Genomic DNA, 23,426 nt, shown 5'->3' on the forward strand with positions numbered 1-23,426 from the left:
ACACACCGAACACGCGGAAAGGCCCTCTACCCACCCCGCCACGCCGAGCTGTCACCAACCTCCCTACCCACAACAGCTGGCGCTCGCTTGCTCAACCTCCGGCGGAGGTTCTTCGTCGCCCCCGGGGTTTCGTCGGCGCTCGCTTGCTCACCCTCTGGCCGAGAGCAGCGCTCACCGAGCGCGGCGCGCCAGGTCCGCGATGGCGTCGCCGTAGGCCTGGCGGACGGCACGGCCGACCCAGTCGCCGCCTCGGTAGAGGTTGCCCTCGCCGAGCTCGGCGGCGAAGCCGGTGGCCTCGAGCTGGGTGAGGACCGGCTGGTCGCTCGCGACGATCTTGAGCGTGGAGCCCACCACGTGCAGGTCGGCGACGTAGCGCCGAAGTACCTCGACGACGGCTAGGTCCACGCTGCCGACGCCTCGTAGGCGCAGGACCACCACCGATCCGCGGGAGTCGCGGCCGACCTTCGGCAGCTGGGCCTCGAAGTTCGGGGCACTGGCGAAGAAGAGGCTGCCGTAGGGCTGGAGGACGACGACGTCGTGGGCCGGCAGCGTCGCCGGCGGATCTCCCTCGCGGATGCGTCGCACCGGCTCGAACCACAGGCGCCGGACGATCACGCGGTTCGACTGCTCGGCGACGAAGAGGATGATGCCGAGGCCGATGCCGACCAGGACGGCGAACTGGAGCGGGATGAGGACGGTCAGCACGAAGGTCACCGCCATCACCGCGGTGTGGAACGGCCCGGTCTTCGTGACCGACCGGATCCGAGCTGGATCGATGGAGAGGATGCCCACGACGAGCAGCAGACCGCCCAGTGCGGGGGTCGCGGTGTGGGCGACCAGGTCCGCGGCGAACACGACGGTGAGGGCCATCACGCCGCCCGCGACGAAGATCGCCACCCGGCTGCGAGCGCCGGCCTGTACCAGGATCATCGAGGCGGAGAGCGAGCCACCGACCGGCATACCGCGCAGCAGCGCCGACACGAGGTTCCCGACGCCCTGCCCGACGACGTCGCGGGAGGGGTCCGGCTGTCGGCTGCCGGGGTTCGGGAGCCCGGCGGAGACGCCGGCGCCCTGCACGGTGCAGACCAGGGCGAGCGACAGCGCGGGAAGGAGCAGGTCGAGTGTCGCCCGGGCGTCGGGCAGGACCGGCAGCGGGAGCGCGCTGGGCACGGCGACGAGGTCGCTCAGCGTCTCGACGTGCGGCTCGGCCACCTGGTTCAGCACCAGCGCGACGCCCGATCCGACGACGACCGCGACAACCAGGGCTGGGCCTGCGAACCTAGTCGAGTGCGTCAGCACGATGATGATCATCGTCAGGGCGCTGACGAAGACCGCCGGGGCGCTCCACTGTCCCATCCTGGCCAGGGTGTCGAACAGGCGTGTGAGCCGGGTGTCCCCCGACGCGTCGAACCCCGTCACGCTCGGGAGCTGGCCGATGACGATGTTGGCGCCGACGGCGGCCAGGAACCCGGTCATCACCGGCACCGGCGTGAACCGCACCAGACGTCCGACCTTCAGCAGCCCCGCGCCGACCAGGATGATGCCGGTCAGGACCCCGAGCGTCGCCATCGACCGCTCGGGATCGAGGCGGTGCACCGCTGGGGTGTCGGCCACGATGAGTGCCATGGCGCCGGTCGCCTGGACGGTGAGGAAGCCGCTGCTGGTGACCGCCGCGGCACCGACCATCCCGAACAGATATGCATACAGGCCCGCGAGTGGGCTCACCCCGGCCAGGAGACCCGCCGCGAGTCCGTCCGGGACGCTCTGGAGACCGAGGACGGTTCCCGCGACGACGTCCTTGCGCGCCGCATCGCGGCCGAGCATCCGCCGGATGCCCGGCCGCGTCATCGCATGTGCATGTAGAACGGTTCGAGTCCGCGGTCGAGGAGGCCCTGCACCTGCGCCCAGGTGTCCGGGTCGCCGGCCAGCACGACCGGGGTCCCGTCGCCGCGGGCCTGCTCGTGGGTGAGCCGGACGACGACGGTGACGTCGTCGTCGATACCGCCGGTGGTCTCGAGCACCCGGTTGCGGATCCGCACGGTCGTCTCCTCGCCGGTGTCGGCTGCAACGATGCCGGCCGCGAGCCGGACGTCCTTGGCGGCGTCGGCGTCGAGGAGGTAGCGCCACCCCGCGACGATCTGGGTCACGGTGCGCTCCAGGTCGAGCACGCTGCCGTAGGCGCGAAGGATGAGACCCGGGTCGATCCGGCCCTCGAGCTCGAGGGCGCCGGTGAGGTACCACGACCGGGCGATCGGGTTGATCTCCTGGTAGCCGCGGGCGCGTAGGGCGGCCGCCTTCACGAGTTTGGCGTCCTGGTTCTCCGGATCGGCGCGCAGCGCGATCTGGGCCAGCTCGGCGGCGAGTTGGTGCTCGCCGGCGGCATGGTCGGACTTCGCGGCATCCAGGACGCGGTCGACGCCGCCCATGAGCTCGGTCAGGCGGGCCTCCTTGATCCCGGGCGCGGAGGGGAACAGCTCGGTCGAGTCGCCCGAGAACCAGCTGACCCACCCGGTGAAGAACTCCGGCACCATCGTCGACGGCGTCCCGTACAGGGGCACGGTGTACGGCGGGTCGACGACCTCCTCGGGGAGGTCCTTGAGCGCGTGCTGTAGTTCCGTGGGCGTGTAGCCCTTGTTGATGAGCCGGACGGTCTGATCCCAGAGGTACTTGATCGCGTCGCGGTACCTCGTGACGCGCGCAGCGATGAGGTCGCGGCCCTGGATCGGCTCGATGTGCGAGCCGACCAGCCATTCCGGTCCGATGTCGAGCACGCGCTGCAGGGCCGCCAGGTAGTTGTCGGGCACCCGCGGCTTGGAGCCCCGGATGGTGTGGAGGTTCGCGAGGCCGGTGAAGAACTCATCGGCGATCGCGATGCAGTCGAAGGCAGGCAGGTGCAGGCCGAACTCGCTGATGGCCTCGCCGCCGGTGTAGAAGACCCGGATCTCGACTCCCTCGATCACCAGGGTCTGGTCCTCGCTCAGCACGTGGGTCGCGGGGAGGTAGCCGCTCGCCCCGCCGGTCGGCAGCAGCCCGATGCCGTGGTGGTGCTGATCCTCCGGCGCCAAGAAGGCGCCTCCGTAGTAGCCGAGCCCCATCGACTGGCGCGCCACGAGATCGCCGAACTCGTTCTCCTTCTCGGCGGAGAAGTTCTCCCACGCATAGATCGCGACCTGTCCGGCCGCGACCGCCGCGGGGTCCACGAAGGCCGAGGTGCCGTTGAAGTGGTCGGCGTGATGATGGGAGTAGAACACCGCCCGGACCGGCTTGGGAGAGATTGCGCGGATCTCCTCGGCGATCTTGGCTCCGGCGTCGAGGTTGCAGCCGGTGTCGTAGACGATCAGCCCGGACTCGCCCTCGATGATGATCGCGTTGCCGAGGAGGCCCAACGGGTGGTGGACCGTCCAGATCGGGTGCTCGCCGCACCGATAGGTCCCTTGGCGTTCGATCGTCAGCTCGCGGTGCTCGAGGAAGTAGTCGGGGAAGCTCCGCTCGACGTCGTAGGGGTTCGTCACGTCCGCTCCTGCTCCCATCGCTCGACCGCGACGAGTCGGCGCAGGGTGGCGCCGACCGCCCGGAACCGCGGGTGCGGCGCACGCTACGCCGAACCGGAATCCACCGGCAGGGCTCGGAGCCGAGACCACCCGATTCGGGTGGTAGCGGCCCAGACGCGAGCCCTCGCGCCCCGCGGCCTCACCTCTGCGCCGGGGCGCGCCTGAGCAGGTGACGATCGGCGGCAGCCGAGCCCGGCGTCGGGAACCAGCGCCAGATCACCGCCGACTGGCCGAAGGTCCAGGCGGAGTTCGCGACCCAGTAGACCAGCAGCGCCACCGGCACGAATCCCCCGGCGAGAAGCATGCCTCCGGCAGAGAGCATCGGCATCAGGCGCTGGGCTCGGAGCATGGCCTCGGGCAGGTCGGCGGTCACCATGTTCTGGGCGAGCAGGAACCGCTGGGTGAGGAACGAGAGCGCTGCCGCGGTGAGCGCGAGTCCGGCGACCACGGCCAGATGCTCGGCGCCCGCTCCCGCGTAGCCGTGGTCGGCCAGCCGGACGCCGGCGATGGTCGCGACGCCGAGCGAGGCGACCAGATCGGCTCCCATCGCGCCGACGGCGTGACCGCGGGCGACGTCGCGAAGCAGGTGGTAGAGGGCGATCCACACCGGCATCTGCAGCAGCATGGGCAGACAGCCCAGCCGTGACATGCCGTGCTCGGCGGCGATGGCTCGACGCTCCTCGGCATGGGCGCGCAGGCTGTCGGGATCCCGCTTGCCCTTGAAGCGCTCGCCGAGCTCCCGCAGGGCCGGCCGGGCGCGGGCGGCGGCGTGCGCCGAGCGCACACCGTGGATCACCAGGGGCAGCAACGCCGTGCGGACCACCACCACGACGGCAGCGATGGACAGCGCCCAGGTGGCGCCGGCGTCAGGGTCGGAGCCGAGCGAGGTGAGGCCCGCGTGGGCGCCGGCGACGACGGCGGCGAGGGCGTGGGACAAGGGGGCGAGAACGGACAACGGGACTCCTGAGGACGAGCTGACAACGGACGTCTGCTCACCCGTCACGACAGGTGAGGCTCAGCCTGGGCTCAGCCCGGGACCGGCGATCGCCGTCGGCAAGGCACGGACGCGACGCCGGTCTGGTCGCGCCGTCCGACGGCCGACACCGCCAGCGTGCTGCTGTCGTGGCGCAGCAGGCCGGACGCGGGGACCCGGGCTCAGGAGATGCCGGGCGCGCGTGGGCGCAGCGGATGGTGCACCGGGTCGGTGACCCGGCTGGTCAGGTGTGCCGGACGTCGCCCGGCCACCAGCGCCACCGCGCCCGCGCGATCGCGCGCCCCGTGGGCCCGGTCGGCCTCGCGGGCCAGCGCCGTGAGCGCCAGGGCGAGGACCGTGAGCGCGACGGCGGTCGACCCGTCCACCGTCGCCCCGATCGAGGGCACCACCAACGCCACGAGGGTCGCCACGCACAGCGCGACCAGCGCGCGCACTCGCACGAGCGCGGCGTCGTCGGCCCTGACGGTGTCGGCGTCGGTGGTCATCGCGTGCAGCCTACGCGGGCGGGCCGGGTCGCTGACCCCTTCGGGGGTTGAGACTGTCGGTGGCGCGAGGCACCGTGGAGACATGTCTCGGATCCACTGCTTCCTACCGCCTTATCTTCTCGACCACTTGGAGCGAACGCGCCCCGAGGCGGCGCAGCGGTGGCGCAGCACCCTGGCCGTCGATGGCCGGATGCGCGCGGCGCGACACGAGGCAGCCGCATCCAAGGCCGCGCCCGGCGCGCGGGACAGCGCCGCCGCCGGCCCGGACTGGGTGGTCCACACCGCCGCCAACGGCACCGCCTTGCCCGGCCAGCCGGTGCGCTCGGCCGGAGACCCGGAGTCCGGCGACGCTGCCGTCGACGAGGCGGCCACCGGCATCTCCGGTTCGCTCGCTCTGTTCGACGAGGTCTACGGACGAGACTCCTACGACGGCCGGGGAGCCACCGTCACGCTCACCGTGCACTACGACCGCGACTACGTGAACGCGTTCTGGGACGGCACCCAGCTGGTCTTCGGCGACGGCGACGGCGAGGTGTTCCAACGCTTCACCAGGCCGGTCGACGTCCTGGGTCACGAGTTCACCCACGCCGTCACCGAGCACACCGCCGCCCTGGCCTACCGGGGCCAGTCGGGTGCGCTGAACGAGTCGGTGAGCGACGTGTTCGCCTCCTGCCTCAAGCAGCGACTCCTGGGCCAGGACGCGCGACAGGGCGACTGGCTCATCGGCGCCGAGCTCTTCTACCCCGGGATCAACGCCCGCGGGCTGCGCGACATGGCCAATCCCGGCACCGCCTACGACGACCCCGCACTCGGCAAGGATCCGCAGCCGGCGGACATGGCGCACTACGTCGACACCACCGACGACAACGGCGGAGTCCACATCAACTCCGGAATCCCCAACCGCGCGTTCCACCTCGCCGCGACCGCACTCGGCGGCTCGTCGTGGGAGGGTGCCGGCCGGGTCTGGTACGCCGCGCTCACCGGCCCCGACCTGTCCCCCGACATCGACTTCGCGGGCTTCGCGGCAGCCACCGTCGCCGCTGCGGGACGCTTGGAGGGCGTCGATCCGGCGCTGGTCCAGCAGGCCTGGGACGACGTCGGGGTCGGCTCATCGGCTCCGGCCGACCCGTCCGGGCCGCCACCCGCGGGGCCCGGAGCCGGGGCGGCCCGCATCATCGTCCGTCGCAGTGGCGGGTTCGCCGGCCGTACGACCGTCGGGGAGGCCGAGCTCACCGGCGACGACCCCACCTCGGCCGAGCTACGCGACCTGGTGGGCCGCATCGACGTCCGTGGGCTGTGGACCAGCGCGCCCCAGGCCGACCGGTTCATCTACGAGTTCGACCTCGGCGATCGACAGGTCACCGTCCACGAGCAGGACCTCACCGACGACCTGCGGCGGGTCGCGCACCTGGTTCTCGACGATCGCCCCCCGGGGCATCACGACCGCTGACACCCCCACGGAGTCCTGTGGCACCGTGTGCGCATGGTGCCCACGCCCTCAGATGTGCCGAGCCCCGATGCGCCGAGCTCTGCGAACCACTACGACGTCGTCGTCGTCGGCACCGGCTCCGGCAACACGATCATCAACCGGCGCTTCGCCGACCAGCGGGTCGCGATCGTCGAGGACTGGGTCTACGGCGGCACCTGCCTCAACCGCGGGTGCATCCCCACCAAGATGTACGTCGTCACCGCAGACCGCGCCTACGACGCCGCGCACGGCACCCGCTTCGACCTCCGCACCTCCTTCGAGGGTGATGACTGGCCGGCCATCCGGGACCGGATCTTCACCCGCATCGACCGGATCAGCGCGGAGGGGCATGCCTACCGCGAGCACCAGCCGAACGTCGATGCGATCACCGGGACCGCCCGCTTCACCGGGCCGCGCGAGCTCCGGGTCGACCTGAACGCCGGTGGCAGCGTCGATCTCACCGCCGACCAGATCGTCATCGCCACCGGCAGTCGTCCGGTGGTCCCCGACGACATCGAGGGCCTCGACGACGTCGAGTTCCACACCAGCGACACGGTGCTGCGTCTGGCCGAGCGCCCCGCCCGCATCGGCGTGGTCGGTGGCGGCTTCATCGGATGCGAGCTGGCGCACGTCTTCGCGAGCCTCGGATCGGAGGTCACCCAGATCACCTCCGGCGCGACGCTCCTCTCGCGCCACGACGGGGACATCGCCCGCGTGCTCACCGACGAGCTGTCGCGGCGCTGGGACCTGCGGCTGGGGACCATGCTCAACCGGGTCGCGCAATCGCACCCGGGCACGCCGATCACCATGCATCTCGACGACGGCACCACCGCCGAGGTCGACGTGCTGCTGCTGGCCGTCGGGCGTCGTCCCAACGGCGACCGGCTCGGCCTCGACGCCGCCGGGGTGAAGACACACGACGACGGACGGGTCGTGGTCGACGAGTACCAGCGGACGACCGCCGAGGGCGTGTGGGCCCTGGGTGACGCCTCCAGCGCGGAGCCGCTCAAGCACGTCGCCAACCAGGACGCCCGGATCGTGCAGCACAACCTGCTGAACCCCGACGACCTGTGGGTCAGCGACCACCGGTTCGTCCCGAGCGCGGTGTTCACCCACCCGCAGGTCGCCTCCGTGGGGATCACCGAGGCCCAGGCGCGCGAGCAGGGCCTCGACGTCGCGGTGGTGCGGCACCTGTACGGCGACGTCGCCTACGGGTGGGCGCTGATCGAGGACCACCCGCCCGCACAGGACCATCAGGTCAAGCTGCTCGCGGACCGGGCCACCGGCCGGCTGGTCGGTGCCCACCTGATCGGCCCCCAGGCCTCGACGCTGATCCAGCCCCTGATCCAGGCGATGAGCTTCGACCAGCCGGTGCGCGGGCTGGCCCGCGGGCAGTACTGGATCCACCCGGCGCTCACCGAGGTGGTCGAGAACGCACTGCTGGCGCTGGAACGTGAGCTGGCCCAAAATCCGAACGCCCGTTAGGTTAGGGTGTCGACTCCCGGCCTTGGAGGTACGCCCCGGTGACCCACGATGATTCCGCGCAGTCCCAGCCGTCCACGCAGAACGACCTCAGCCCGGCCGAGCTCGCCGGCATCGCCGACGTGCTGCGTGATGCGGGGGTCGACCTCGCCGGCCCGCTCACCTCGCGTCTGATCGCCGGGGGCCGCTCGAACCTCACCTACCGACTCGACGACGGCGCCGCGGCCTGGGTGATGCGGACCCCGCCGCGTGCGGGACGCACGCCCTCCGCACACGACGTCGCGCGCGAGTACCGGGTCATCAAGGCCCTCGGACCGACCGACGTGCCCGTGGCACCGGCGGTCGCCGTCAGCGAGGACGACACGCTGCTCGGCGGGGACTTCGCCATCTGCGGCTTCGTCGAGGGCCGCGCCATCCAGGCCCAGGCCGAGCTGGACACCCTCACCGACGCCCAGCTCGAGAAGACGGTCGAGGCGCTGTCCGGCACGCTGGCGGCGTTGCACCGCGTCGACCACGTCGCGGTCGGGCTGGAGCGCTTCGGCCGCCCCGACGCCTATGCCGCACGACAGCACAAGCGGTGGACCGGCCAGTGGGACATCGTCGGCACCCACCTGGACCCCTCGGTCCACCAGCTGGCCGAGCGCCTGGCGACCCGGCTCGCCGACCACCTGCCCGAGCAGGCCTCGACCGGAATCGTCCACGGCGACTACCGCCTCGACAACACCCTCGTGCAGATCGACGGCGACGACGTCCGGGTGGCCGCGGTCGTCGACTGGGAGCTGTCGACCATCGGCGACCCGGTGGCCGACGTGGCCAGCATGTGCGTCTACCGGGACCCGGCCTTCGATCTGATCATGGGCTCGCCGTGCGCGTGGACCAGCCCGCGCCTGCCCGACGTCGAGGGCCTGGCCGCCGCCTACGAGCGGGCCGGCGGCGTCCCGCTGCGTGACTTCGACCAGCATCTCGCGCTGGGCTACTACAAGCTCGCGGTGATCTCGGCCGGCATCGACCACCGCTACCGGGCCGGGGCCGCGCACGGCGACGGCTTCGACACCGCCGGCCAGGCGGTGCCGCTGCTCCTGGAGGCCGGCCTGGCCAGGCTGCCGCGATGACCGTCCTCGACGTCGTCCGCGACGGCGTCGTGCTCACCCTCACGATGAACCGGCCGGCCCAGCGCAATGCGCTGGACCGGGAGCTCACCGACGCGCTCTCGGCGGCGTTCGACCTGCTCGACGACGACCCGGGCCTCCACGTCGGCATCCTCGCCGGCGCGGGCCCGGCGTTCAGCGCGGGCACCGACCTGCACGAGCCGGCCAGCCCGGCCACCGATCGCGGCGGGGAGTACGGCCTGATCCGGCGCCGCCGTCGCACCCCGCTCATCGCTGCGGTCGACGGGGCGGCCCTGGGTGGCGGCTTCGAGCTGGTGCTCGCCTGCGACCTCGTGGTCGCCGGGCGCGAGGCGAGGTTCGGGCTGCCCGAGGTCGCCCGGGGCCTGGTGCCCACGTGTGCCGCACTCTTCCGCGCCCCAGACCGGCTGCCGCCGAACCTGGCCGCCGAGCTGATGCTCACCGGCGACCCGATCGGCGCCGAACGCGCCTACCAAGCCGGGCTCGTCAACGTCCTCACCGAGTCGGGGGGCGCCCTGGCCGGTGCGCGCGAGCTCGCCGGCCGGATCACACGCAACTCCCCCGACGCCGTCGCCGCCTCGCTGCGCGCGATCCACGAGTCCCGTGGCCCTGCCGAGGCCGTCGGCTGGACCGCCACCGACCACGCCATCGCCCGGGTGACCCTCTCCCCCGACCGCGAGGAGGGCATCGCCGCCTTCTTCGACAAGCGCCCGCCGCGCTGGAGTCGCTGACCGGCGCACCCCCGAAGATCCAGCACGCGAGCCCACCGCCGGAGGTTGAGCAAGCGAGCGCCGACAAAACCCCGGCAACCCACCCCGCTCGCGTCCCCAGGACGCCCACGAGGTTTCGTCTGAGCGCGCTCGTTCCTCGCCCGCTCAGCTTGCTCAACCTCCGAGACCGGCCCACGCCGGAGGTTGAGCAAGCGAGCGCCCGCGAGCGCCGACGAAACCCCGGCAGCCCACCGCTCGCACTTCCGGGGGAGGGCCGGGGCTTGCTCAGCACGTCACGCGATCGACGTGGCCCGCACCATGCCGAGGGCCAGGTCGCGGTAGCGCACCGCCATCTCCTCCGGGGTCACCGGGCCCTCGGGTCGGTACCACGAGGCGATCGAGGAACCCATGTTGAGGATCGCGCGGGTGGCCTCGAGCGGATGGGGCGTGGCGAACGCCCCGGTCGCCACGCCGGACTCGATGACCTGCCGGAACAGCGACTCCTGCTGGTCGCGCAGCCCCACGACGACCTCGCGGCCGACGTCGTCGAGGCTGCGGATCTCCGAGGCGCCGATCAGCGCCTCGGCCTGCCGACCGGTGTGGAAGAGCACCCAGGCCTCCACGAGCGCACCGAGCCGCTCGGTGGGGCTCGGACCGGCGTGCGCGAGAGCGGTGCGGGTCTGGTCGAGGACGACGGTGAGGGTCTCGACCATGATCTGCTGGAGGATCTCCTGCTTGGAGGAGTAGTGGTGGTAGATGCTGGCCACGGTCACCTCCGCGGTCCGGGCGAGGTCGCGCATCGACGTGCCGTGGTAGCCGACGGCGGCGAAGTTCTCCACCGCGGCGGCGAGCAGCACCGCACGCCCGCCGCGCACCTGGGTCTCGCGTCCCACCGTCGTCCTCCTGCCCACTCGACACCTGTTGGGGAGGTCTCAGTCTGACAGCCGCGCCGCCCCGGCCGCCGGGGCGAGGAGCGCGATCACCTCGTCGGAGGCGTAGAACGGTGCGAGCTCGGCGCGCAGCCTGGCCTCCAGCTCACCCGACTCCAGAAGCTGCTGGATCAACCAGTGCAGGTGGCGCGAGCCGAGCGCGGCAACCTGCTCGGCGAGGGCATCCTCGCTCCAGGCCGATCTCCTCGGCCACCTCGGCAAGGGTGTACTCGCCGTACCGGTCGCGCACGGTCCGGCCGAGACGGTCGAGGAACTCGGCGGTCCCCTCGGCTGAGGCGACGTCGACCACGAGGTCGTGCAGGGCGTCGACGAGGTCGCTCACCTCGGCTGACGAGGACCGCTCGCGAAGGTCGACCCCGCGCAGCTCCCGCACCGCCATCCGGTCCCATGCCTCGAGCACGGCGGCCCGCGTCGAGGGGTCGCGCAGCATCTCGAGCAGGATCCGGTTGAGCGCCTGGACGGCGAGGCGTCCTCCCCGACCGGCCGCGTCGCCGAGCAGGCCCTCGAGCTGCCGGTCGGCGGCGCCCTTCACCCGCGAGGCGGCGCTGGACCCCACCGACATGCCGAACGACATCAAGGACCCCAGTCCCGGAACGCGGTCGGCGACCGCGCGGTTGGCGGCCACCACCTCCCCGACGATCCGCGAGGTGAACCGGGAGGCGAGGGTGCCGGCGATGACGCTGTCCTCGAGCCGCGCGAGGGCCCGCTCGAGCACCGGGGTGAGGCCGAGCGCCGCGTCGACGACTGCCTCCACCCGCTCCCGGTCCACCAGCTCACCGATCGGGTACGGCTCGTCGGGATCGTCGGCGACGACGTCGAGGACGACCTCGGCAAGGGCCGACAGCGCGTCTCGCAGCGGCCCGACGTGGTCACCGGCCAGCCCGGCCGCGGCCTCGGCGTCGAAGGGCTCGAGCAGGTCGCCGACCTGGATCTCCCACACCGCTGCGGAGGCGTGCTCGGCGAGGTGACGGCCGAGCGCCTCGGTCACCTCGACGTCGTCGAGCCGGGCGAGATGGTAGGCGACCTGGGCGTCGAGCAGTCGCTGCGCGAGCCCGGTCGCGGCGTCGTCCGCGCGATCACGCATGGGGGACCTCAGGAGCCGACGGGAGGCCCGACGAGCAGGGCGACGCCGGTCAGGACCGCGACGGCCGCCACGCCGGCAGCCACTCCGCGCACCGGGTGCCGCAGCAGCCAGGCGACCGGTCGGTCGAGCGAACGCTCCGGGCGACCGTGCAGCAGGCGCCACTCCCCGAAGGCGCCCTGACGCTCGGCGAGCAGGTCGAACACCACCGTGGCGAACGGCGGGATCGCCGCGAGCAGCCCCCACAGGACGCGGCGCAGCGACCAACGCTGGTCGATGCCGACGACCATCGTGGTGAGGCAGTAGGCGACGAACACGACGCCGTGGGCCATGCCGAACACCCGTACCCCGAGCTCGGTGGTGTCGGTGACGTACTTGAGGAACATGCCCAGCAGCAGCAGCGCCCAGGTGATCGCCTCGGCGACGGCGACGCCGCGGAACAGCCGCTTGGGGGTGAGCCGGTGCAGCAGCGGGTCGCTCATGCCAAGGCCGCGACCGCAAGGGAGGTGAAGAAGCCGAGACCGTCGGTGCCGGGCCCGGTGAGGTCCTCGACGGCGTGCTCGGGGTGCGGCATCAGGCCGACGACGTTGCCGCGGGGGTTGGTGATGCCCGCGATCGCGCGCAGCGATCCGTTGGGGTTGTCGCCGAGATAGCGGGCCACGACGAGCCCTTCGCCCTCGAGCCGGTCGAGGGTGTCGTCGTCGGCGACGAATCCGCCCTCGCCGTTCTTGAGGACGATCGTCACCTCCTGGCCCTCGGCGTAGTCGGTGGTCCAGGCGGTGGCGGTGTTCTCGATCCGCAGCCCCTGATCGCGGCAGACGAACCTCTGGTGGTCGTTGCGCACCAGGGCGCCGGGCAGCAGGTGCGACTCGCAGAGGATCTGGAAGCCGTTGCAGATCCCGAGCACCGGCATGCCCCGCTCCGCGGCCGCGATGACCTCGGTCATGACCGGCGCGAAGCGCGAGATCGCTCCGCAGCGCAGGTAGTCGCCGTAGGAGAAGCCGCCGGGGAGCACGATCGCCTCGACGCCGCGCAGGTCGTGGTCGCCGTGCCAGAGGGCGACCGCCTCGTGTCCGGCGATCCGCACCGCCCGCTGGGCGTCGGCGTCGTCGAGGGAACCCGGGAAGGTGACGACCCCGACCTTCATACGGGGTCCTCGACGCGCACGGTGAAGTTCTCGATGACCGGGTTGGCGAGCAGGCGCTCGGCCATGGCGTGCACCTCGGCGAGGACGGCGGCGGTGATCTCGCCGTCGATCAGCAGCTCGAAGCGCTTGCCTTGGCGGACCTCGGCGACGCCCTCGAACCCCAACCGGGGCAAGGCTCCGTGCACCGCCTTCCCCTGGGGGTCGAGGATCTCGGGCTTGGGCATCACGTCGACGACGACCTTGGGCACGACAGAATCGTAGTCGTCGGGCGGATCCGCTCGTGCGGCGCATCGGGGTGCAGACTGGGGGCATGAGCATGCCGACGCCCGGCCGTCCCGGATCCAACTCGCCATTGCGCCTGGAGTTCCCCCAGTCGCTGGCCGTCTACGACGACTACGCGCAGGCCCAGCGCACCGTCGACTACCTCTCCGATGAGCACTTCCCGGTCGAGAACTGCATGATCGTCGGCACCGACCTCAAGCGGATCGAGCGCATCACCGGCCGCCTCACCACCGGCCGAGTGGCCCTGGCCGGCGCGGCGTCCGGCGCCTGGTTCGGACTGTTCATCGGTGTGATCTTCTCCCTCTTCACCGACGAGAACGTGCTCGCGACGATCCTGTCCACCGTCCTGTTCGGGGCGCTGTTCTTCCTCATCTGGTCGCTGCTCGGCTACGCCATGACCCGCGGTCAACGCGACTTCCAGTCGGTGACGCAGGTCGTGGCGACCCGCTACGAGGTGCTGGTCGAGCACAAGGTCGCCGCGCAGGCGCGCGAACTGCTCGCCAAGCTCCCCGGCGCGCTGCCCGATCCGTTCGCCTGAGGCTCTCGCGCGCTCGCGGCGACGTAGGCTCCCGGCCATGATCCGGATACGCGCAGCCTCGATCCTCACCGTCCTCGCTCTGGTCGTCACCACGATCGGACTCCTCGCCGGCTCGGTCGGGAGCGCCAGCGCCGAGAAGGCCGAGCTCGGCCAGCAGTACGACCCCGGCACGCCGGCCCACCTCGACATCCGTCGTATCGCCGTCGACAACCGCCAAGCAGTCGTCAAGGTGTCGGTGAAGCTCGCCAAGTTCGCGCCACGTCGCACCTCTGCCTACGCCGTCCTGCAGAACGAGCGGCACCGGCGCGGTCCGTACTACGTGGTCGGTTGGAGCCAGCTCACCGACGACTCGATCCCGAAGGGGAAGGTGCTGATCAAGATCAACCGTCGCGGCTCGGCCACGCCGGTGCGCTGCGCCGGCCTGAAGATCACGATCAACAAGAAGCGCGGCCTGATCCAGGCTTCGGTCCCGCAGCGTTGCCTCGGCTCCACCGCCGGCACGCTCCTGGTCTCCGCCTTGTCCGAGCGACCCGACGGCCACGACGTCGACGAGCTCGGGACGCTGCGGGTACGCCGCGGCTGAACGCATCTCGCGGTGAGTCGGCGCGTATGCGCGCCGACTCACGCGTGCGTGAGGATGAGTGCCGCGCCCGTGCGTACTGACGCCACGCGCGTTCGACCGGCGCCCTAGACCCGCGACGTAGGCTCCCGCGCATGACTCGGACCCACATCGGCATGCGCTCCCTACTCACTGCCCTCGCGCTGGTGATCACCGGCGCCCTGGTCGCGCTCACCGCTCCGGTGGCGCCGGCCCAGGCCGACAGCGCCTCGCTCGGCTTCGCCGTCGACAAGCGCTTCCCCTCGCACCTCGACCTACGCGTCCTCAAGATCGACAACCGCGAGGAGCGGCTGGACTTCGTCGTCGCCCTGACCGAGTTCGCGCCGCGCCGGACCACCGCCCTCGTCGTCTTCAAGCGCTTCGGCCGCCCGAAGAGCCCGGAGTTCCGGGTCGGGTGGAGCCGCGTGGAGGGCAAGCGCCAGGGCAAGGTCCTGCTCCGTGTCACCGACGAGGGCACCGAGCGCGTGCGCTGCCCCGGCCTGAGGTTCCAGATCCAGAAGGCAGACGCGCGGATCCGGATGTCGATCCCGCAGACCTGCCTGGGCTCGAGCGCCGGGACGATCAAGGCTCACGTCGTCTCGCAGCGCCGCACCGGCGAGGAGGCCGACTGGCTCGGCGCCCTGGTCGTCACCCGCGGCTGACCGCGGCTCACCTCTGGGTGAGGAGGGCCGTGCCGCCGAGCACGCAGGCGACGACGACGAGCGCGGCACCCCACCCCAGCGAGGCGGCCGACACGCTGGCCAGCAGCACGGCGAGCGCCAGCCCGCCGATGCAGCTGACCAGCCACAGCGCGACGCGGGCGATCGTGGCGCCGCGACCGCGCAGCGGGGCGATCGCGAGGAGCGCGACCGCGAGGAGCGGCAGGACGACGACGGCCAGGCTGGCCGCGGGCGGTATGTCGAGGACGCCGGTGCGGGTCAGCTCGGCGGCGTCCATCGGCGTCGTGGACGACGCGAGTCCGTGCCGGGACCACGGCACCCGCATCGCGGCGACCCAGGCCAGCGCGGCACCGGCCCACAGCGCCATCGCGGTCAGCTCGCGGGCACGCCGCGCGGCAGGGTCGCTCACCGCGTCCCCAGCAGGTCGTCGCCGCTCGCCTCGAGGCTGACGTACCACCGACCCTGTCTCCGCACGGTCGCGAAGTACGGCACCTCCACCGGCGCCCCGTCGGCGGTCCAGCCCTCGACCAGAGGCATCGAGTACGTCGCCGGCTCCATCCCGGCGGCGTCGTCGAGGCGGTCGGGCAGCCGGCTCGGCTCGAGCACGACCTCGTACCTGCCACCCTGGAGATAGACCCGGACCGGCCCGGAGCCGATGGAGTCGGCCTCCAGCTCCAGGTCGACCAGGTCGAGCTCGACCGCGGCAAGCACCGACAGCGACCCGAGGCCGACCTGGTCACCGCGTCGGGTCTCGGCGGCCCGCAGGACGGCGGTGACCTGATCGGGCACCTCGTCGCCGATGCGCAGCAGCCGGGTGCTGAGCCGGTCGTAGGCCCGCTCGAGGCGCGCGGGATCCGCGGTCTCGTCGGGATCCAGCGCAGCCAGCACCGCGACGGCGTCGAGGTCGGCGATCCCGTGGAGCAGTTGGGCCACCGCGGCCTCCGGCGAGTCGGCGCCGGTCTGCCGGGGGCGGACCAGCGGGAGCAGGAGGGTCGCTGCGAGGACGGCGGCCAGGACCCAGCAGCCGATCTTGGCCGCGGTCCGGTGGGGCCCTTCCCAGCGCGGGCCGCTCGCGTCCCGCACCCGGCCACGCGATCGACCCGAGCGACCCGAGGGCACACTGGCCGGCACGGCGTAGTCGACCTCCGGTCCGTGGTGCTCGGTCATGGAGTGACCCTACGAGCCCGGTCCAGCCGGCGGCCCGTCGTCGGCGCGGGTCTGGGAGGCCGCGCATGTTACTGACCGTTGTCACCTCTGACCTGCTCTTGTAAGCGCAGGCCAGAGGTCACAACGGTCAGTAACAAGCCGCGGCGACAGGGGCCCCAGAGCGAGGCGACCTACCGGCGTGGGCGCAGCAGCACGATCCCGAGCGCGACGCCGAGTCCGGCGACGATCGGGCCGATCGTCGCCCAGATCTCGTCGTTGGTGAAACCGCCGTCGACCCAGCCGAGACCCTGGAAGGTCCACAGCGCGCCGACGGCGGTGAGGACTCCGGCGAGCAGCAGCCCGAAACCGCGCGCGACCATCGTCCTAGCTCAGCTCGCGCTTGAGGATCTTCCCGGTGGCCGTCATCGGCAGGGCGTCGACGAACTCGACCACACGGGGGTACTTGTAGGCCGCCATCTGCTCCTTGGCCCACTCGATCAGCTCGTCCTCGGTGACGGTGGCGCCCTTCTCGCGAATGACGACGGCCTTGATCTCCTCGCCGTGGCTCTCGTTCGGGACGCCGATCACGGCGACCAGGGAGACGCCCGGGTGGGTGAGGAGCACCTCCTCGATCTCGCGGGGGTACACGTTGAAGCCGCCGCGCAGGATCATGTCCTTGGAGCGGTCGACGATGTAGAACCAGCCGTCCTCGTCCACGCGGCCGAGGTCGCCGGAGCGGAACCAGCCGTCCTGGATGGCCTGATCGGTCGCGTCGGGCCGCGCGTAGTAGCCCTTCATGATGTTGTGGCCCTTGATCGCGATCTCGCCCACGCCGCCGTCCTCGACGTCGCTCCAGCCGTCGGGGTCGATCAGCTTCATCTCGACGCCGGGGATCGGCGTCCCGATCGAGCCGACGCGCACGGGCTGGCCGAGCCGCGAGAAGCTCGCGACCGGGCTGGTCTCCGACAGGCCGTAGCCCTCCAAGATGGTGACGCCGAACCGGCGCTCGAACTCCTTGTGCACCTCCACCGGCAGCGCGGCGCCGCCGGAGGCCGCCACGCGCAGGTTGGCGGCGAGCTCGGCGACGTCGACGCCGTCCTCGAGCGCGCCGAGCAGCCCCCAGTACATCGTCGGGACGCCGGCGAAGAAGCTCACCTTGTGCTGCAGCATCAGGGCGAGCGCCGCCTGCGCCTCGAAGCGCGGCAGCATCACCACGGTGCCCCCGAACGCGAACGCGCCGTTCTGGATGACCGACTGGCCGAAGGAGTGGAAGAGCGGCAGGACGCACAGGTAGGTGTCGGGGCGGTCCGCGTCGGCCCCGAACAGGTCGGCGCCGGCGAAGGCGTTGTCGCGCATGTTGCGGTGCCGCAGTTCGGCGCCCTTGGGCTGGCCGGTCGTGCCGGAGGTGTAGAGGATGACCGCGGTGTCGTCCTCGTCGGTGGCCACCGTCTCGAAGGCGATCGGCTGCCCCGACATCGCCTGCCCGAGCGTCTGGGCGCCCTCGATCGGGCTCGCGGCGGCCGGGTCGGCGGTGATGAGCAGGAACGTCTCGCAGTTGCCGCCCTCGGCGCGGGCCTGCTCGAACCCCGCGAAGCCCTCCTTGCCGATCGGCAGGTCGGCGGTGCCCTCGAAGCACAGGTAGGCCTTGGCGTCGGAGTCGGCGAGGTGGTAGGCCACCTCGCGGCCCTTGAGCAGCACGTTGAGCGGGACGACGGCCGCCCCGGCCTTGAGGATCCCGAAGTAGGCGATGGTGAAGTAGGGCAGGTTCGGGCAGCTGAGGGCGACCTTGTCGCCGTGGCTGATGCCGCGCTCGGCGAGCAAGTTCGCGACCTGGTTGGCCGCGGCGTTGACCTGCGCATAGGTCAACGCGGTGTCACCTAGGACGATGGCGATGCGCTCGGGGTAGGAAGCGGCACTGTCTTCGAGGAGGCTGGCGAGGTTGTAGTCCGTCACGCGCCACAAGGTACCGGGCGCTCGCTGTCGACGTCGGCGCGTCCGCGCAGCGATGTTCAGGAGCCGGCGGCGAGGATCCGGGCGGCGCGGCGCAGGTCGGCGCGGACGGCGGCGGGGGCGAGCCGTCCGGCGATCGCCGCGGCCGGGCGGAGGAGGCCGGACCCACGCAGGCTCATGGTGGGCGTGACGGCGCAGCCGCTCGCCGTCGGCGCGAAGTCGAGGGTGAGGTCGGCCTCGATGCCGCGCCAGGTGCCGTGCTCGGACCAGCGGCGGGGCCGGTCGGCCTCGGTCAGCTCCATGCGGGGCGCGAGTCCCGGCCAGGTGAGGTCGGTCCAGGTCTGCCCGACGACGTCGTCGGGGCCGACGACATCCGCCACCGCGCGCAGGCTCTGCTGCCAGGCCGGACGGTTGACGGGGTCGACGAGGTAGTCGTAGGCGACCTCGGGAGCGACCGCGAACCCGACTGCGCGCGTCACCAGCGCTGGCCGGTGAGCAGCTCGTAGGCGTCGATGTAGCGCGCCCGGGTGCGCTCGACGACCTCCGGCGGCAACGCCGGCGGAGCCTCGCCGGAGGCTCGGTCCCATCCCGACTCCGGGGAGAGGGCCCAGTTGCGGACGATCTGCTTGTCATAGGAGGGCTGGGCGCGCCCGGGCTGCCACTGGTCGGCCGGCCAGAAGCGCGAGGAGTCGGGGGTGAGGACCTCGTCGCCCAGCACGATGCGGCCGCCGTCGCCGGAGCGGCCGAACTCGAGCTTGGTGTCGGCCAGGATGATCCCCCGTTCCCGCGCGATCTCCTCGGCGCGCGCGTAGACGGCGAGGGTCAGGTCGCGCAGGGACGCGGCGTCGGACGCGCCGATGGTCCTCTCGACGGCGGCGTAGGACACGTTCTCGTCGTGCTCCCCCAGCTCGGCCTTGGTGGCCGGGGTGAAGATCGGCTCGGGCAGGCGGCTGCCGTCGACCAGCCCCGGCGGCAACGCGATCCCGCACACCTCGCCGGTGGCGTCGTAGTCGAGCAGGCCGGATCCGGTGAGGTAGCCGCGTGCCACGCACTCCACCGGGAACATGTCGAGGCGCTCGCACACCACCGCGCGCCCCTTCACGGCGTCGGGGACGTCGTCGGCGGAGATCACGTGGCTCGGCACGAGGTCGCGCAGCTGCTCGAACCACCACAGCGACATCCGGGTGAGGATCTCGCCCTTGTCGGGGATCTCGGTGTCGAGCACGAAGTCGAAGATCGAGATCCGGTCGCTGGCGACCATGAGCAGCCGCCCGTCGTGGGGTCCGCCGGCGAGCTCGTAGAGGTCACGCACCTTGCCGGAGTGCAGATGCCGCGCGCCCTCGATGACCGGTGCTTCGGGGATGTTGAGCACGGCTCGGAGTCTACGCGGGCGCCGGCCTCGATCCTCGATCGGCGAGACGCAGATACTCGCGTAACTTACATGGCTTAGGCTGAATACATGTCACGCACGTCCCGCCCGGACTTCCTGATCATCGGCGCGCCCAAGGCGGGCACCACCGCGCTGCACGCGGCCCTGGCCCAGCACCCGGACGTGTTCGTGACCGACCCGAAGGAACCCAAGTACTGGCTGTGCGACGACGCTCCGCCGCCGCATTGGAGCGGGCCGGGCGACCGGCACTCCCAACAGGAGTGGATCTGGCGGTCCGACGACTACGCCGCCCTCTTCGACGGGGCCTCCGATCACCAGGTGCGCGGCGAGAGCACTCCGTTCTACCTCTGGAGCCGCGGTGCCCACCGACGCATCGCCGAGGCGCTGCCGCGGGTACGGCTGATCGCGGTCGTCCGCGATCCGGTCGACCGCGCCTACAGCAACTGGATGCACCTGTGGTCCGACGGCCTGGAGACCGAGTCGGACTTCGTCACCGCCTTCTCCCGCCAGCAGCAGCGGATCGAGGCCGGCTACGCGCCGTTCTGGCGCTATCGCGACCTCGGCCTGTACGGCGAGCAGCTGGCGCACCTGTATCGCTACCTCGACCCACGACAGGTGCTCGTGATGCGCTACCGCGATCTCGTCGACGACCCCGCCGCGGCGGTCGACCGCGCCTGCCGCCACCTCGGGATCCGCGAGGGCCTGGTCGCCTCGATCCCCCGCGACAACGCTCGCGCCTTCGCGCAGCCCGGCTGGCGCACCCGCACCTTCGGCCCGGTCGTGCGCGCCGGCGCGGCCGCCGGGCAGTTCGTGGAGCCGCGGGTGTGGCGCCGGGTGAGCGCGCCGCTGGTCGCCCGGCTCAGCGACGGCGCCGCCCGGCGTCCCCGCCTCGACCCCGACGTCCGCGCCGACCTGATCACCCTCTTCGCCGACGACGTCCGACTGCTCTCCCAGCTCACCGGAGAGGACTTCTCCGACTGGCTCTCGCCGGTCTCCCGCGGCTCCTACGACGAGCGGGCCGCGGCGGCCACCGCGTGAGTCAGCGCACGACCGTCACCAGATCGTGCGCCCCGTCGGGCCGGGCGGCCTCGACGTAGAAGCGCACGCGGCCGTCGGCGAGCGGGACCGCGCTGGCATAGCGCCAGGCACCGTCGGAGTGCGGCGAGGCGATCGGCTCGACCGTCTCCTCGGGCACCAGCCGCTCGCCGTCCCACACCGCGACGCCGGTGGTCTCGTGCCAGTTCGACGCCGCGTCGGGACGACCGTCGTAGAGCACCCGTCGCGGTGCGCCGTCGACAGGCGGGAGCACCGCGGACACGCGGGCCCCACGCGCGTCCCAGGCGCCCGCTCGACCGGCGAGCACCTCGCCCTGGTCGACCCAGTCGAGGCCGTCGTGGCTGGTCAGGCGGCGCGTGGTCATCCGGTCCTCGTGGCCGGCCTCGGTGAGCGGGTGACAGCACAGCCACATCTCCCAGCCGTCGGGCGAGACGGAGATGACGGGGTCCTTGACGGCGACGGCGTCATTGCCGGGCAGCACGATCCGGCGCTCGCCGTGAGGCAGGCCGGCCGGGGTGGCCGCGGTGAGGCTGTCGACCCACCAGTGCTTGGAGTCGTAGGTGGCGCACGAGAGGTACAGCCGCCAGCCGACGCCGGGCACCGGCACGAGCACCGGGCGCTCGAACGATTCGCAGTCGAAGGCCTCGCGGTACACCTCGGCGACCTGCTCGAAGGTCACGCCGTCCTCGGAGCGCGCGACGACGACGCTGACGCCGCGCCCCTCGGCGAGTGGACGGCGGACCCGCCAGGTGAGCCAGAAGACGCCGTCGACCAGCACCGCGCTGGCCGCTCCGGCCCAGTTTCCCGGGCCGGAGCCGGGCGCGGGGACGACGACGACGGCGTCGTCCGAGGTCGGCAGGGCGGGAGTCTCGAGGGTCACCATGCCGACAGGATAGTCGACTTAATCAGTCAACTATGCAGGGGTCAGCAACCGCAGGAGTAGTAGGTGACGTCCCAGTGGTTGCCCTCGTCGGCGTACACGTTGCCGGACGCGGCGCGGTACATCGCGGCGCCGTCGCCACGGACCCCGATGTAGGCGTAGGTGTTGTGCACCCAGTTGGTCAGGCACGAGGTCCGCGAGAAGTCGAGCTTGTAGCCGTTGGCGTGGCTGTAGGTGCCGCCGGCGTGGCCGACCTCGGTGCCGCCGGTGATCGTCAGGCCGCAACCGCTGGCGCGCTTGAGGGTGATCGCGCCGTCGATGGTGGCCTGCCGGATCCCGGAGTAGGCGGTGCAGGTCGGGTTGCTCTGGGTGGTGCAGCCGCCGGAGGAGTGGGCGTAGATCCCGGCGGCCTGGAGCTGGCGCTGCGCGTCGGCCTGGGTAACCGCGGCGGCTGGGCCGGCGACGGCGAGCACGCCGAGGAGTCCGATCGCGGTCGCCGCGAGCAGGGCGCCCAGCCGACGGCGGGGCGAGCGGGTCTTCTGGGCAGAGCCGGTCTTTCCAACGAGGTCGGTCATACCGGCCACGCTGGCACCCTGGGGCCGCCGGCGGCATCGGGGAAGACCCTCGCGCCGCAGCGATCCGGCGCCCTGGCAGGCTGTGGGCATGCCGGAGTCAGCAGAAGAGGTCTATGCCCGGGTGGTCGCCGCGGTCGGGGTCGACGGACACCTGCCGATGCCGCCGGTCGGTGACTGGGACATCTTCCCGTGGACCGTCGTCGACGGCCAGATCGTCCCGCGCAACCTCCCCGCACCCTCCGACGAGCCCTCCCGATGGGGCGAGGCCGACGACAAGCCGTGCGGCGTGTGCACCGACGGGTTCGACCCCGCCCGCATGGTCTGGGAGGACGAGGGCTGGGTGCTGCTGCACGGCGGCTCGCCGTCCGGCCTGCCCCTCGTGCTCACTCTGATGCCACGCGAGCACCTCGACCTCGGCATGTTCGACGACGACCAGGCCTCCGCGCTCGGCCGGATCACCAACCGCCTGGTGCGGATCATGGAGAACCTGCCGGAGATCGGGCGGGTGCACGTCAACCGCTGGGGCGACGGCGGCTCACACTTCCACCAGTCCTTCTGGGCCCGCACCGCCCGGCTCACCCACGTGCTCGGCTCGCCGGCCATGGAGTGGGACGACATCCTGCCGCCCGTGCCCGAGGACGTCTGGCGCGCCGACCTCGCCGCCGTCGCGACCCGCCTGGCCAACTGGGGCGGCCAAGCGCGCGCCTGAACCGCGCACCGGCCCACGCCGGAGGCTGAGCAAGCGAGCGCCACCCCGCGCCGGAGGTTGAGCAAGCGAGCGCCAGCGAGCGCCGACGAAACCCCGGCAACCGGCGCTGCCAACGTCCAACGTTCCCGAGGTCGGTTGCGAGGTTTCGTCAGCGCTGCCGGGCTCGTCCCTCGCCCACCAGCTTGCTCAACCTCCGAAGACTCCCCCACCGCCCGGTCCGCCGGAGGTTGAGCAAGCGAGCGCCAGCGAGCGCCGACGAAACCCCGGCAACCGGCGCTGCCAACGTTCCCGAGGTCGGTTGCGAGGTTTCGTCAGCGCTGTCGGGCTCGTTCCTCGCCCTCCAGCTTGCTCAACCTCCGAGAGTCGTGAATCCGGCGGCGCCGGTGGGGGCCGAGTCCTCGACGTCGACCCGCTCGACCCGCGCCCCCGGCGGTCCGTGGCCACACCAGGAGATCAGCTCCGCGACGGCGTCCGGCTCGCCCTCGAGGTGGGCGGCGACCGATCCGTCGGGCTCGTTGCGCACCCATCCGCGCACTCCCAGCCGGTCGGCCTCGCGAGTCGTGGAGGCGCGGTAGAAGACACCCTGCACTCGTCCCTGGATCCTCAGGTCGACCGATCGCATGGTGC

At 72.1% G+C, this 23,426-nt stretch carries 28 protein-coding genes; 9 read left to right on the top strand and 19 right to left on the bottom strand.

The window, feature by feature from the left end; genetic code table 11:
• Window positions 1-171: 171 nt before the first annotated feature.
• The 4 genes from WMR31_RS20485 to WMR31_RS20500 form a co-directional block, all read right to left on the bottom strand.
• A complete protein-coding gene (locus WMR31_RS20485; protein WP_340540754.1) occupies window positions 172-1,848 on the bottom strand; it encodes a SulP family inorganic anion transporter in 1,677 nt (558 codons plus the stop codon).
• A complete protein-coding gene (locus tag WMR31_RS20490) occupies window positions 1,845-3,512 on the bottom strand; it encodes an alkyl sulfatase dimerization domain-containing protein (RefSeq protein WP_340540755.1) in 1,668 nt (555 codons plus the stop codon). The genes WMR31_RS20485 and WMR31_RS20490 overlap by 4 nt, the downstream gene beginning before the upstream one ends.
• A 178-nt stretch (window positions 3,513-3,690) precedes the next feature.
• Window positions 3,691-4,506, bottom strand: a complete 816-nt coding sequence (gene yidC, locus WMR31_RS20495; protein WP_340540756.1) for a membrane protein insertase YidC — start codon at window positions 4,504-4,506, stop codon at window positions 3,691-3,693.
• 200 nt (window positions 4,507-4,706) lie between these two features.
• Window positions 4,707-5,030, bottom strand: a complete 324-nt coding sequence (locus WMR31_RS20500; RefSeq protein ID WP_340540757.1) for a hypothetical protein — start codon at window positions 5,028-5,030, stop codon at window positions 4,707-4,709.
• Between the two features lie 82 nt (window positions 5,031-5,112).
• Between WMR31_RS20500 and WMR31_RS20505 the strand changes: the two genes are divergently transcribed.
• The 4 genes from WMR31_RS20505 to WMR31_RS20520 are packed head-to-tail and all read left to right on the top strand — an operon-like array spanning window position 5,113 to window position 9,838.
• Complete coding sequence (locus tag WMR31_RS20505) at window positions 5,113-6,480, top strand: M4 family metallopeptidase (protein WP_340540758.1); 1,368 nt, start codon at window positions 5,113-5,115, stop codon at window positions 6,478-6,480.
• A 33-nt stretch (window positions 6,481-6,513) separates the two neighbouring features.
• A complete protein-coding gene (locus tag WMR31_RS20510; protein WP_340540759.1) occupies window positions 6,514-7,983 on the top strand; it encodes a mycothione reductase in 1,470 nt (489 codons plus the stop codon).
• Window positions 7,984-8,021: 38 nt separating this feature from the next.
• A complete protein-coding gene (locus tag WMR31_RS20515; RefSeq protein ID WP_340540760.1) occupies window positions 8,022-9,092 on the top strand; it encodes a phosphotransferase family protein in 1,071 nt (356 codons plus the stop codon).
• Window positions 9,089-9,838: an enoyl-CoA hydratase-related protein gene (locus WMR31_RS20520; protein ID WP_340540761.1), complete on the top strand. Its 750-nt coding sequence runs from the start codon at window positions 9,089-9,091 to the stop codon at window positions 9,836-9,838. The genes WMR31_RS20515 and WMR31_RS20520 overlap by 4 nt, the downstream gene beginning before the upstream one ends.
• A gap of 272 nt (window positions 9,839-10,110) precedes the next feature.
• Here WMR31_RS20520 and WMR31_RS20525 read toward each other — a convergent pair whose 3' ends face one another.
• The 6 genes from WMR31_RS20525 to purS are packed head-to-tail and all read right to left on the bottom strand — an operon-like array spanning window position 10,111 to window position 13,243.
• Complete coding sequence (locus WMR31_RS20525; RefSeq protein ID WP_340540762.1) at window positions 10,111-10,710, bottom strand: TetR/AcrR family transcriptional regulator; 600 nt, start codon at window positions 10,708-10,710, stop codon at window positions 10,111-10,113.
• A gap of 39 nt (window positions 10,711-10,749) precedes the next feature.
• The gene (locus tag WMR31_RS20530) at window positions 10,750-10,881 is read right to left on the bottom strand and encodes a hypothetical protein (protein ID WP_340540763.1); all 132 of its coding nucleotides are present in this window, start codon (window positions 10,879-10,881) and stop codon (window positions 10,750-10,752) included.
• Window positions 10,853-11,851 (bottom strand): hypothetical protein, encoded by a 999-nt coding sequence (locus WMR31_RS20535; protein ID WP_340540764.1) that lies wholly within the window; start codon window positions 11,849-11,851, stop codon window positions 10,853-10,855. Before WMR31_RS20535 ends, WMR31_RS20530 begins: the two co-directional genes overlap by 29 nt.
• An 8-nt stretch (window positions 11,852-11,859) precedes the next feature.
• Window positions 11,860-12,330: a DUF3817 domain-containing protein gene (locus WMR31_RS20540; RefSeq protein ID WP_340540765.1), complete on the bottom strand. Its 471-nt coding sequence runs from the start codon at window positions 12,328-12,330 to the stop codon at window positions 11,860-11,862.
• On the bottom strand, window positions 12,327-12,995 hold the full coding sequence (purQ, locus tag WMR31_RS20545; RefSeq protein ID WP_340540766.1) for a phosphoribosylformylglycinamidine synthase subunit PurQ: 669 nt from the start codon (window positions 12,993-12,995) through the stop codon (window positions 12,327-12,329). The genes WMR31_RS20540 and purQ overlap by 4 nt, the downstream gene beginning before the upstream one ends.
• On the bottom strand, window positions 12,992-13,243 hold the full coding sequence (purS, locus tag WMR31_RS20550) for a phosphoribosylformylglycinamidine synthase subunit PurS (protein WP_340540767.1): 252 nt from the start codon (window positions 13,241-13,243) through the stop codon (window positions 12,992-12,994). Before purS ends, purQ begins: the two co-directional genes overlap by 4 nt.
• A gap of 62 nt (window positions 13,244-13,305) precedes the next feature.
• Between purS and WMR31_RS20555 the strand changes: the two genes are divergently transcribed.
• The 3 genes from WMR31_RS20555 (at window position 13,306) to WMR31_RS20565 (ending at window position 15,075) form a co-directional block, all read left to right on the top strand.
• Window positions 13,306-13,815, top strand: a complete 510-nt coding sequence (locus WMR31_RS20555) for a YflT domain-containing protein (RefSeq protein WP_340540768.1) — start codon at window positions 13,306-13,308, stop codon at window positions 13,813-13,815.
• A 37-nt stretch (window positions 13,816-13,852) separates the two neighbouring features.
• Entirely contained in the window at window positions 13,853-14,398 is a 546-nt protein-coding gene (locus WMR31_RS20560) for a hypothetical protein (RefSeq protein WP_340540769.1), read from the top strand.
• Window positions 14,399-14,529: 131 nt separating this feature from the next.
• Window positions 14,530-15,075, top strand: a complete 546-nt coding sequence (locus tag WMR31_RS20565; RefSeq protein WP_340540770.1) for a hypothetical protein — start codon at window positions 14,530-14,532, stop codon at window positions 15,073-15,075.
• 7 nt (window positions 15,076-15,082) lie between these two features.
• On the opposite strand, the gene WMR31_RS20570 is transcribed toward WMR31_RS20565, so the two are convergent.
• From WMR31_RS20570 to WMR31_RS20595, 6 genes are all read right to left on the bottom strand, one after another.
• Window positions 15,083-15,502, bottom strand: coding sequence for a hypothetical protein (locus WMR31_RS20570; RefSeq protein ID WP_340540771.1), 420 nt, complete (start codon window positions 15,500-15,502; stop codon window positions 15,083-15,085).
• On the bottom strand, window positions 15,499-16,260 hold the full coding sequence (locus WMR31_RS20575) for a hypothetical protein (protein ID WP_340540772.1): 762 nt from the start codon (window positions 16,258-16,260) through the stop codon (window positions 15,499-15,501). Before WMR31_RS20575 ends, WMR31_RS20570 begins: the two co-directional genes overlap by 4 nt.
• A 170-nt stretch (window positions 16,261-16,430) precedes the next feature.
• Entirely contained in the window at window positions 16,431-16,619 is a 189-nt protein-coding gene (locus tag WMR31_RS20580; RefSeq protein WP_340540773.1) for a hypothetical protein, read from the bottom strand.
• 4 nt (window positions 16,620-16,623) lie between these two features.
• Window positions 16,624-18,192, bottom strand: coding sequence for a long-chain-fatty-acid--CoA ligase (locus WMR31_RS20585; RefSeq protein WP_340540774.1), 1,569 nt, complete (start codon window positions 18,190-18,192; stop codon window positions 16,624-16,626).
• A gap of 56 nt (window positions 18,193-18,248) precedes the next feature.
• On the bottom strand, window positions 18,249-18,668 hold the full coding sequence (locus WMR31_RS20590; RefSeq protein ID WP_340540775.1) for an SRPBCC family protein: 420 nt from the start codon (window positions 18,666-18,668) through the stop codon (window positions 18,249-18,251).
• Entirely contained in the window at window positions 18,665-19,552 is an 888-nt protein-coding gene (locus WMR31_RS20595) for a phosphoribosylaminoimidazolesuccinocarboxamide synthase (RefSeq protein WP_445321660.1), read from the bottom strand. Before WMR31_RS20595 ends, WMR31_RS20590 begins: the two co-directional genes overlap by 4 nt.
• A gap of 96 nt (window positions 19,553-19,648) precedes the next feature.
• On the opposite strand from WMR31_RS20595, the gene WMR31_RS20600 reads away from it, so the two are divergent.
• A complete protein-coding gene (locus WMR31_RS20600) occupies window positions 19,649-20,617 on the top strand; it encodes a sulfotransferase family protein (RefSeq protein ID WP_340540777.1) in 969 nt (322 codons plus the stop codon).
• Between the two features lies 1 nt (window position 20,618).
• On the opposite strand, the gene WMR31_RS20605 is transcribed toward WMR31_RS20600, so the two are convergent.
• Together WMR31_RS20605 and WMR31_RS20610 are read right to left on the bottom strand one after the other, a co-directional pair.
• Window positions 20,619-21,518 carry a hypothetical protein gene (locus WMR31_RS20605; RefSeq protein WP_340540778.1) on the bottom strand — a complete coding sequence of 300 codons (900 nt, stop codon included), beginning with the start codon at window positions 21,516-21,518 and terminating at the stop codon, window positions 20,619-20,621.
• Window positions 21,519-21,559: 41 nt separating this feature from the next.
• Complete coding sequence (locus WMR31_RS20610) at window positions 21,560-22,090, bottom strand: hypothetical protein (RefSeq protein WP_340540779.1); 531 nt, start codon at window positions 22,088-22,090, stop codon at window positions 21,560-21,562.
• Between the two features lie 88 nt (window positions 22,091-22,178).
• Here WMR31_RS20610 and WMR31_RS20615 point away from each other — a divergent pair, with 88 nt between their 5' ends.
• Window positions 22,179-22,799 (top strand): HIT family protein, encoded by a 621-nt coding sequence (locus WMR31_RS20615; RefSeq protein WP_340540780.1) that lies wholly within the window; start codon window positions 22,179-22,181, stop codon window positions 22,797-22,799.
• A gap of 349 nt (window positions 22,800-23,148) precedes the next feature.
• On the opposite strand, the gene WMR31_RS20620 is transcribed toward WMR31_RS20615, so the two are convergent.
• Window positions 23,149-23,421 carry an acylphosphatase gene (locus tag WMR31_RS20620; protein WP_340540781.1) on the bottom strand — a complete coding sequence of 91 codons (273 nt, stop codon included), beginning with the start codon at window positions 23,419-23,421 and terminating at the stop codon, window positions 23,149-23,151.
• Between the last annotated feature and the right edge of the window lie 5 nt (window positions 23,422-23,426).

It is taken from the genome of Nocardioides epinepheli (genome assembly GCF_037936805.1).
Lineage (GTDB): Bacteria > Actinomycetota > Actinomycetes > Propionibacteriales > Nocardioidaceae > Nocardioides.

What these genes read in the sequence shown, in the direction of transcription:
- WMR31_RS20565 (WP_340540770.1), top strand. Translation starts at nt 14,530, where the DNA reads ATGACTCGGACCCACATCGGCATGCGCTCCCTACTCACTGCCCTCGCG.
- WMR31_RS20500 (WP_340540757.1), bottom strand. Translation starts at nt 5,030, where the DNA reads ATGACCACCGACGCCGACACCGTCAGGGCCGACGACGCCGCGCTCGTG.
- WMR31_RS20510 (WP_340540759.1), top strand. Translation starts at nt 6,514, where the DNA reads ATGGTGCCCACGCCCTCAGATGTGCCGAGCCCCGATGCGCCGAGCTCT.
- WMR31_RS20560 (WP_340540769.1), top strand. Translation starts at nt 13,853, where the DNA reads ATGATCCGGATACGCGCAGCCTCGATCCTCACCGTCCTCGCTCTGGTC.
- WMR31_RS20535 (WP_340540764.1), bottom strand. Translation starts at nt 11,851, where the DNA reads ATGCGTGATCGCGCGGACGACGCCGCGACCGGGCTCGCGCAGCGACTG.
- WMR31_RS20575 (WP_340540772.1), bottom strand. Translation starts at nt 16,260, where the DNA reads ATGACCGAGCACCACGGACCGGAGGTCGACTACGCCGTGCCGGCCAGT.
- WMR31_RS20605 (WP_340540778.1), bottom strand. Translation starts at nt 21,518, where the DNA reads ATGGTGACCCTCGAGACTCCCGCCCTGCCGACCTCGGACGACGCCGTC.
- WMR31_RS20600 (WP_340540777.1), top strand. Translation starts at nt 19,649, where the DNA reads ATGTCACGCACGTCCCGCCCGGACTTCCTGATCATCGGCGCGCCCAAG.
- WMR31_RS20520 (WP_340540761.1), top strand. Translation starts at nt 9,089, where the DNA reads ATGACCGTCCTCGACGTCGTCCGCGACGGCGTCGTGCTCACCCTCACG.
- WMR31_RS20485 (WP_340540754.1), bottom strand. Translation starts at nt 1,848, where the DNA reads ATGACGCGGCCGGGCATCCGGCGGATGCTCGGCCGCGATGCGGCGCGC.
- WMR31_RS20505 (WP_340540758.1), top strand. Translation starts at nt 5,113, where the DNA reads ATGTCTCGGATCCACTGCTTCCTACCGCCTTATCTTCTCGACCACTTG.
- WMR31_RS20540 (WP_340540765.1), bottom strand. Translation starts at nt 12,330, where the DNA reads ATGAGCGACCCGCTGCTGCACCGGCTCACCCCCAAGCGGCTGTTCCGC.
- WMR31_RS20615 (WP_340540780.1), top strand. Translation starts at nt 22,179, where the DNA reads ATGCCGGAGTCAGCAGAAGAGGTCTATGCCCGGGTGGTCGCCGCGGTC.
- WMR31_RS20620 (WP_340540781.1), bottom strand. Translation starts at nt 23,421, where the DNA reads ATGCGATCGGTCGACCTGAGGATCCAGGGACGAGTGCAGGGTGTCTTC.
- WMR31_RS20580 (WP_340540773.1), bottom strand. Translation starts at nt 16,619, where the DNA reads ATGGTCGCGCGCGGTTTCGGGCTGCTGCTCGCCGGAGTCCTCACCGCC.
- purQ (WP_340540766.1), bottom strand. Translation starts at nt 12,995, where the DNA reads ATGAAGGTCGGGGTCGTCACCTTCCCGGGTTCCCTCGACGACGCCGAC.
- WMR31_RS20555 (WP_340540768.1), top strand. Translation starts at nt 13,306, where the DNA reads ATGAGCATGCCGACGCCCGGCCGTCCCGGATCCAACTCGCCATTGCGC.
- WMR31_RS20610 (WP_340540779.1), bottom strand. Translation starts at nt 22,090, where the DNA reads ATGACCGACCTCGTTGGAAAGACCGGCTCTGCCCAGAAGACCCGCTCG.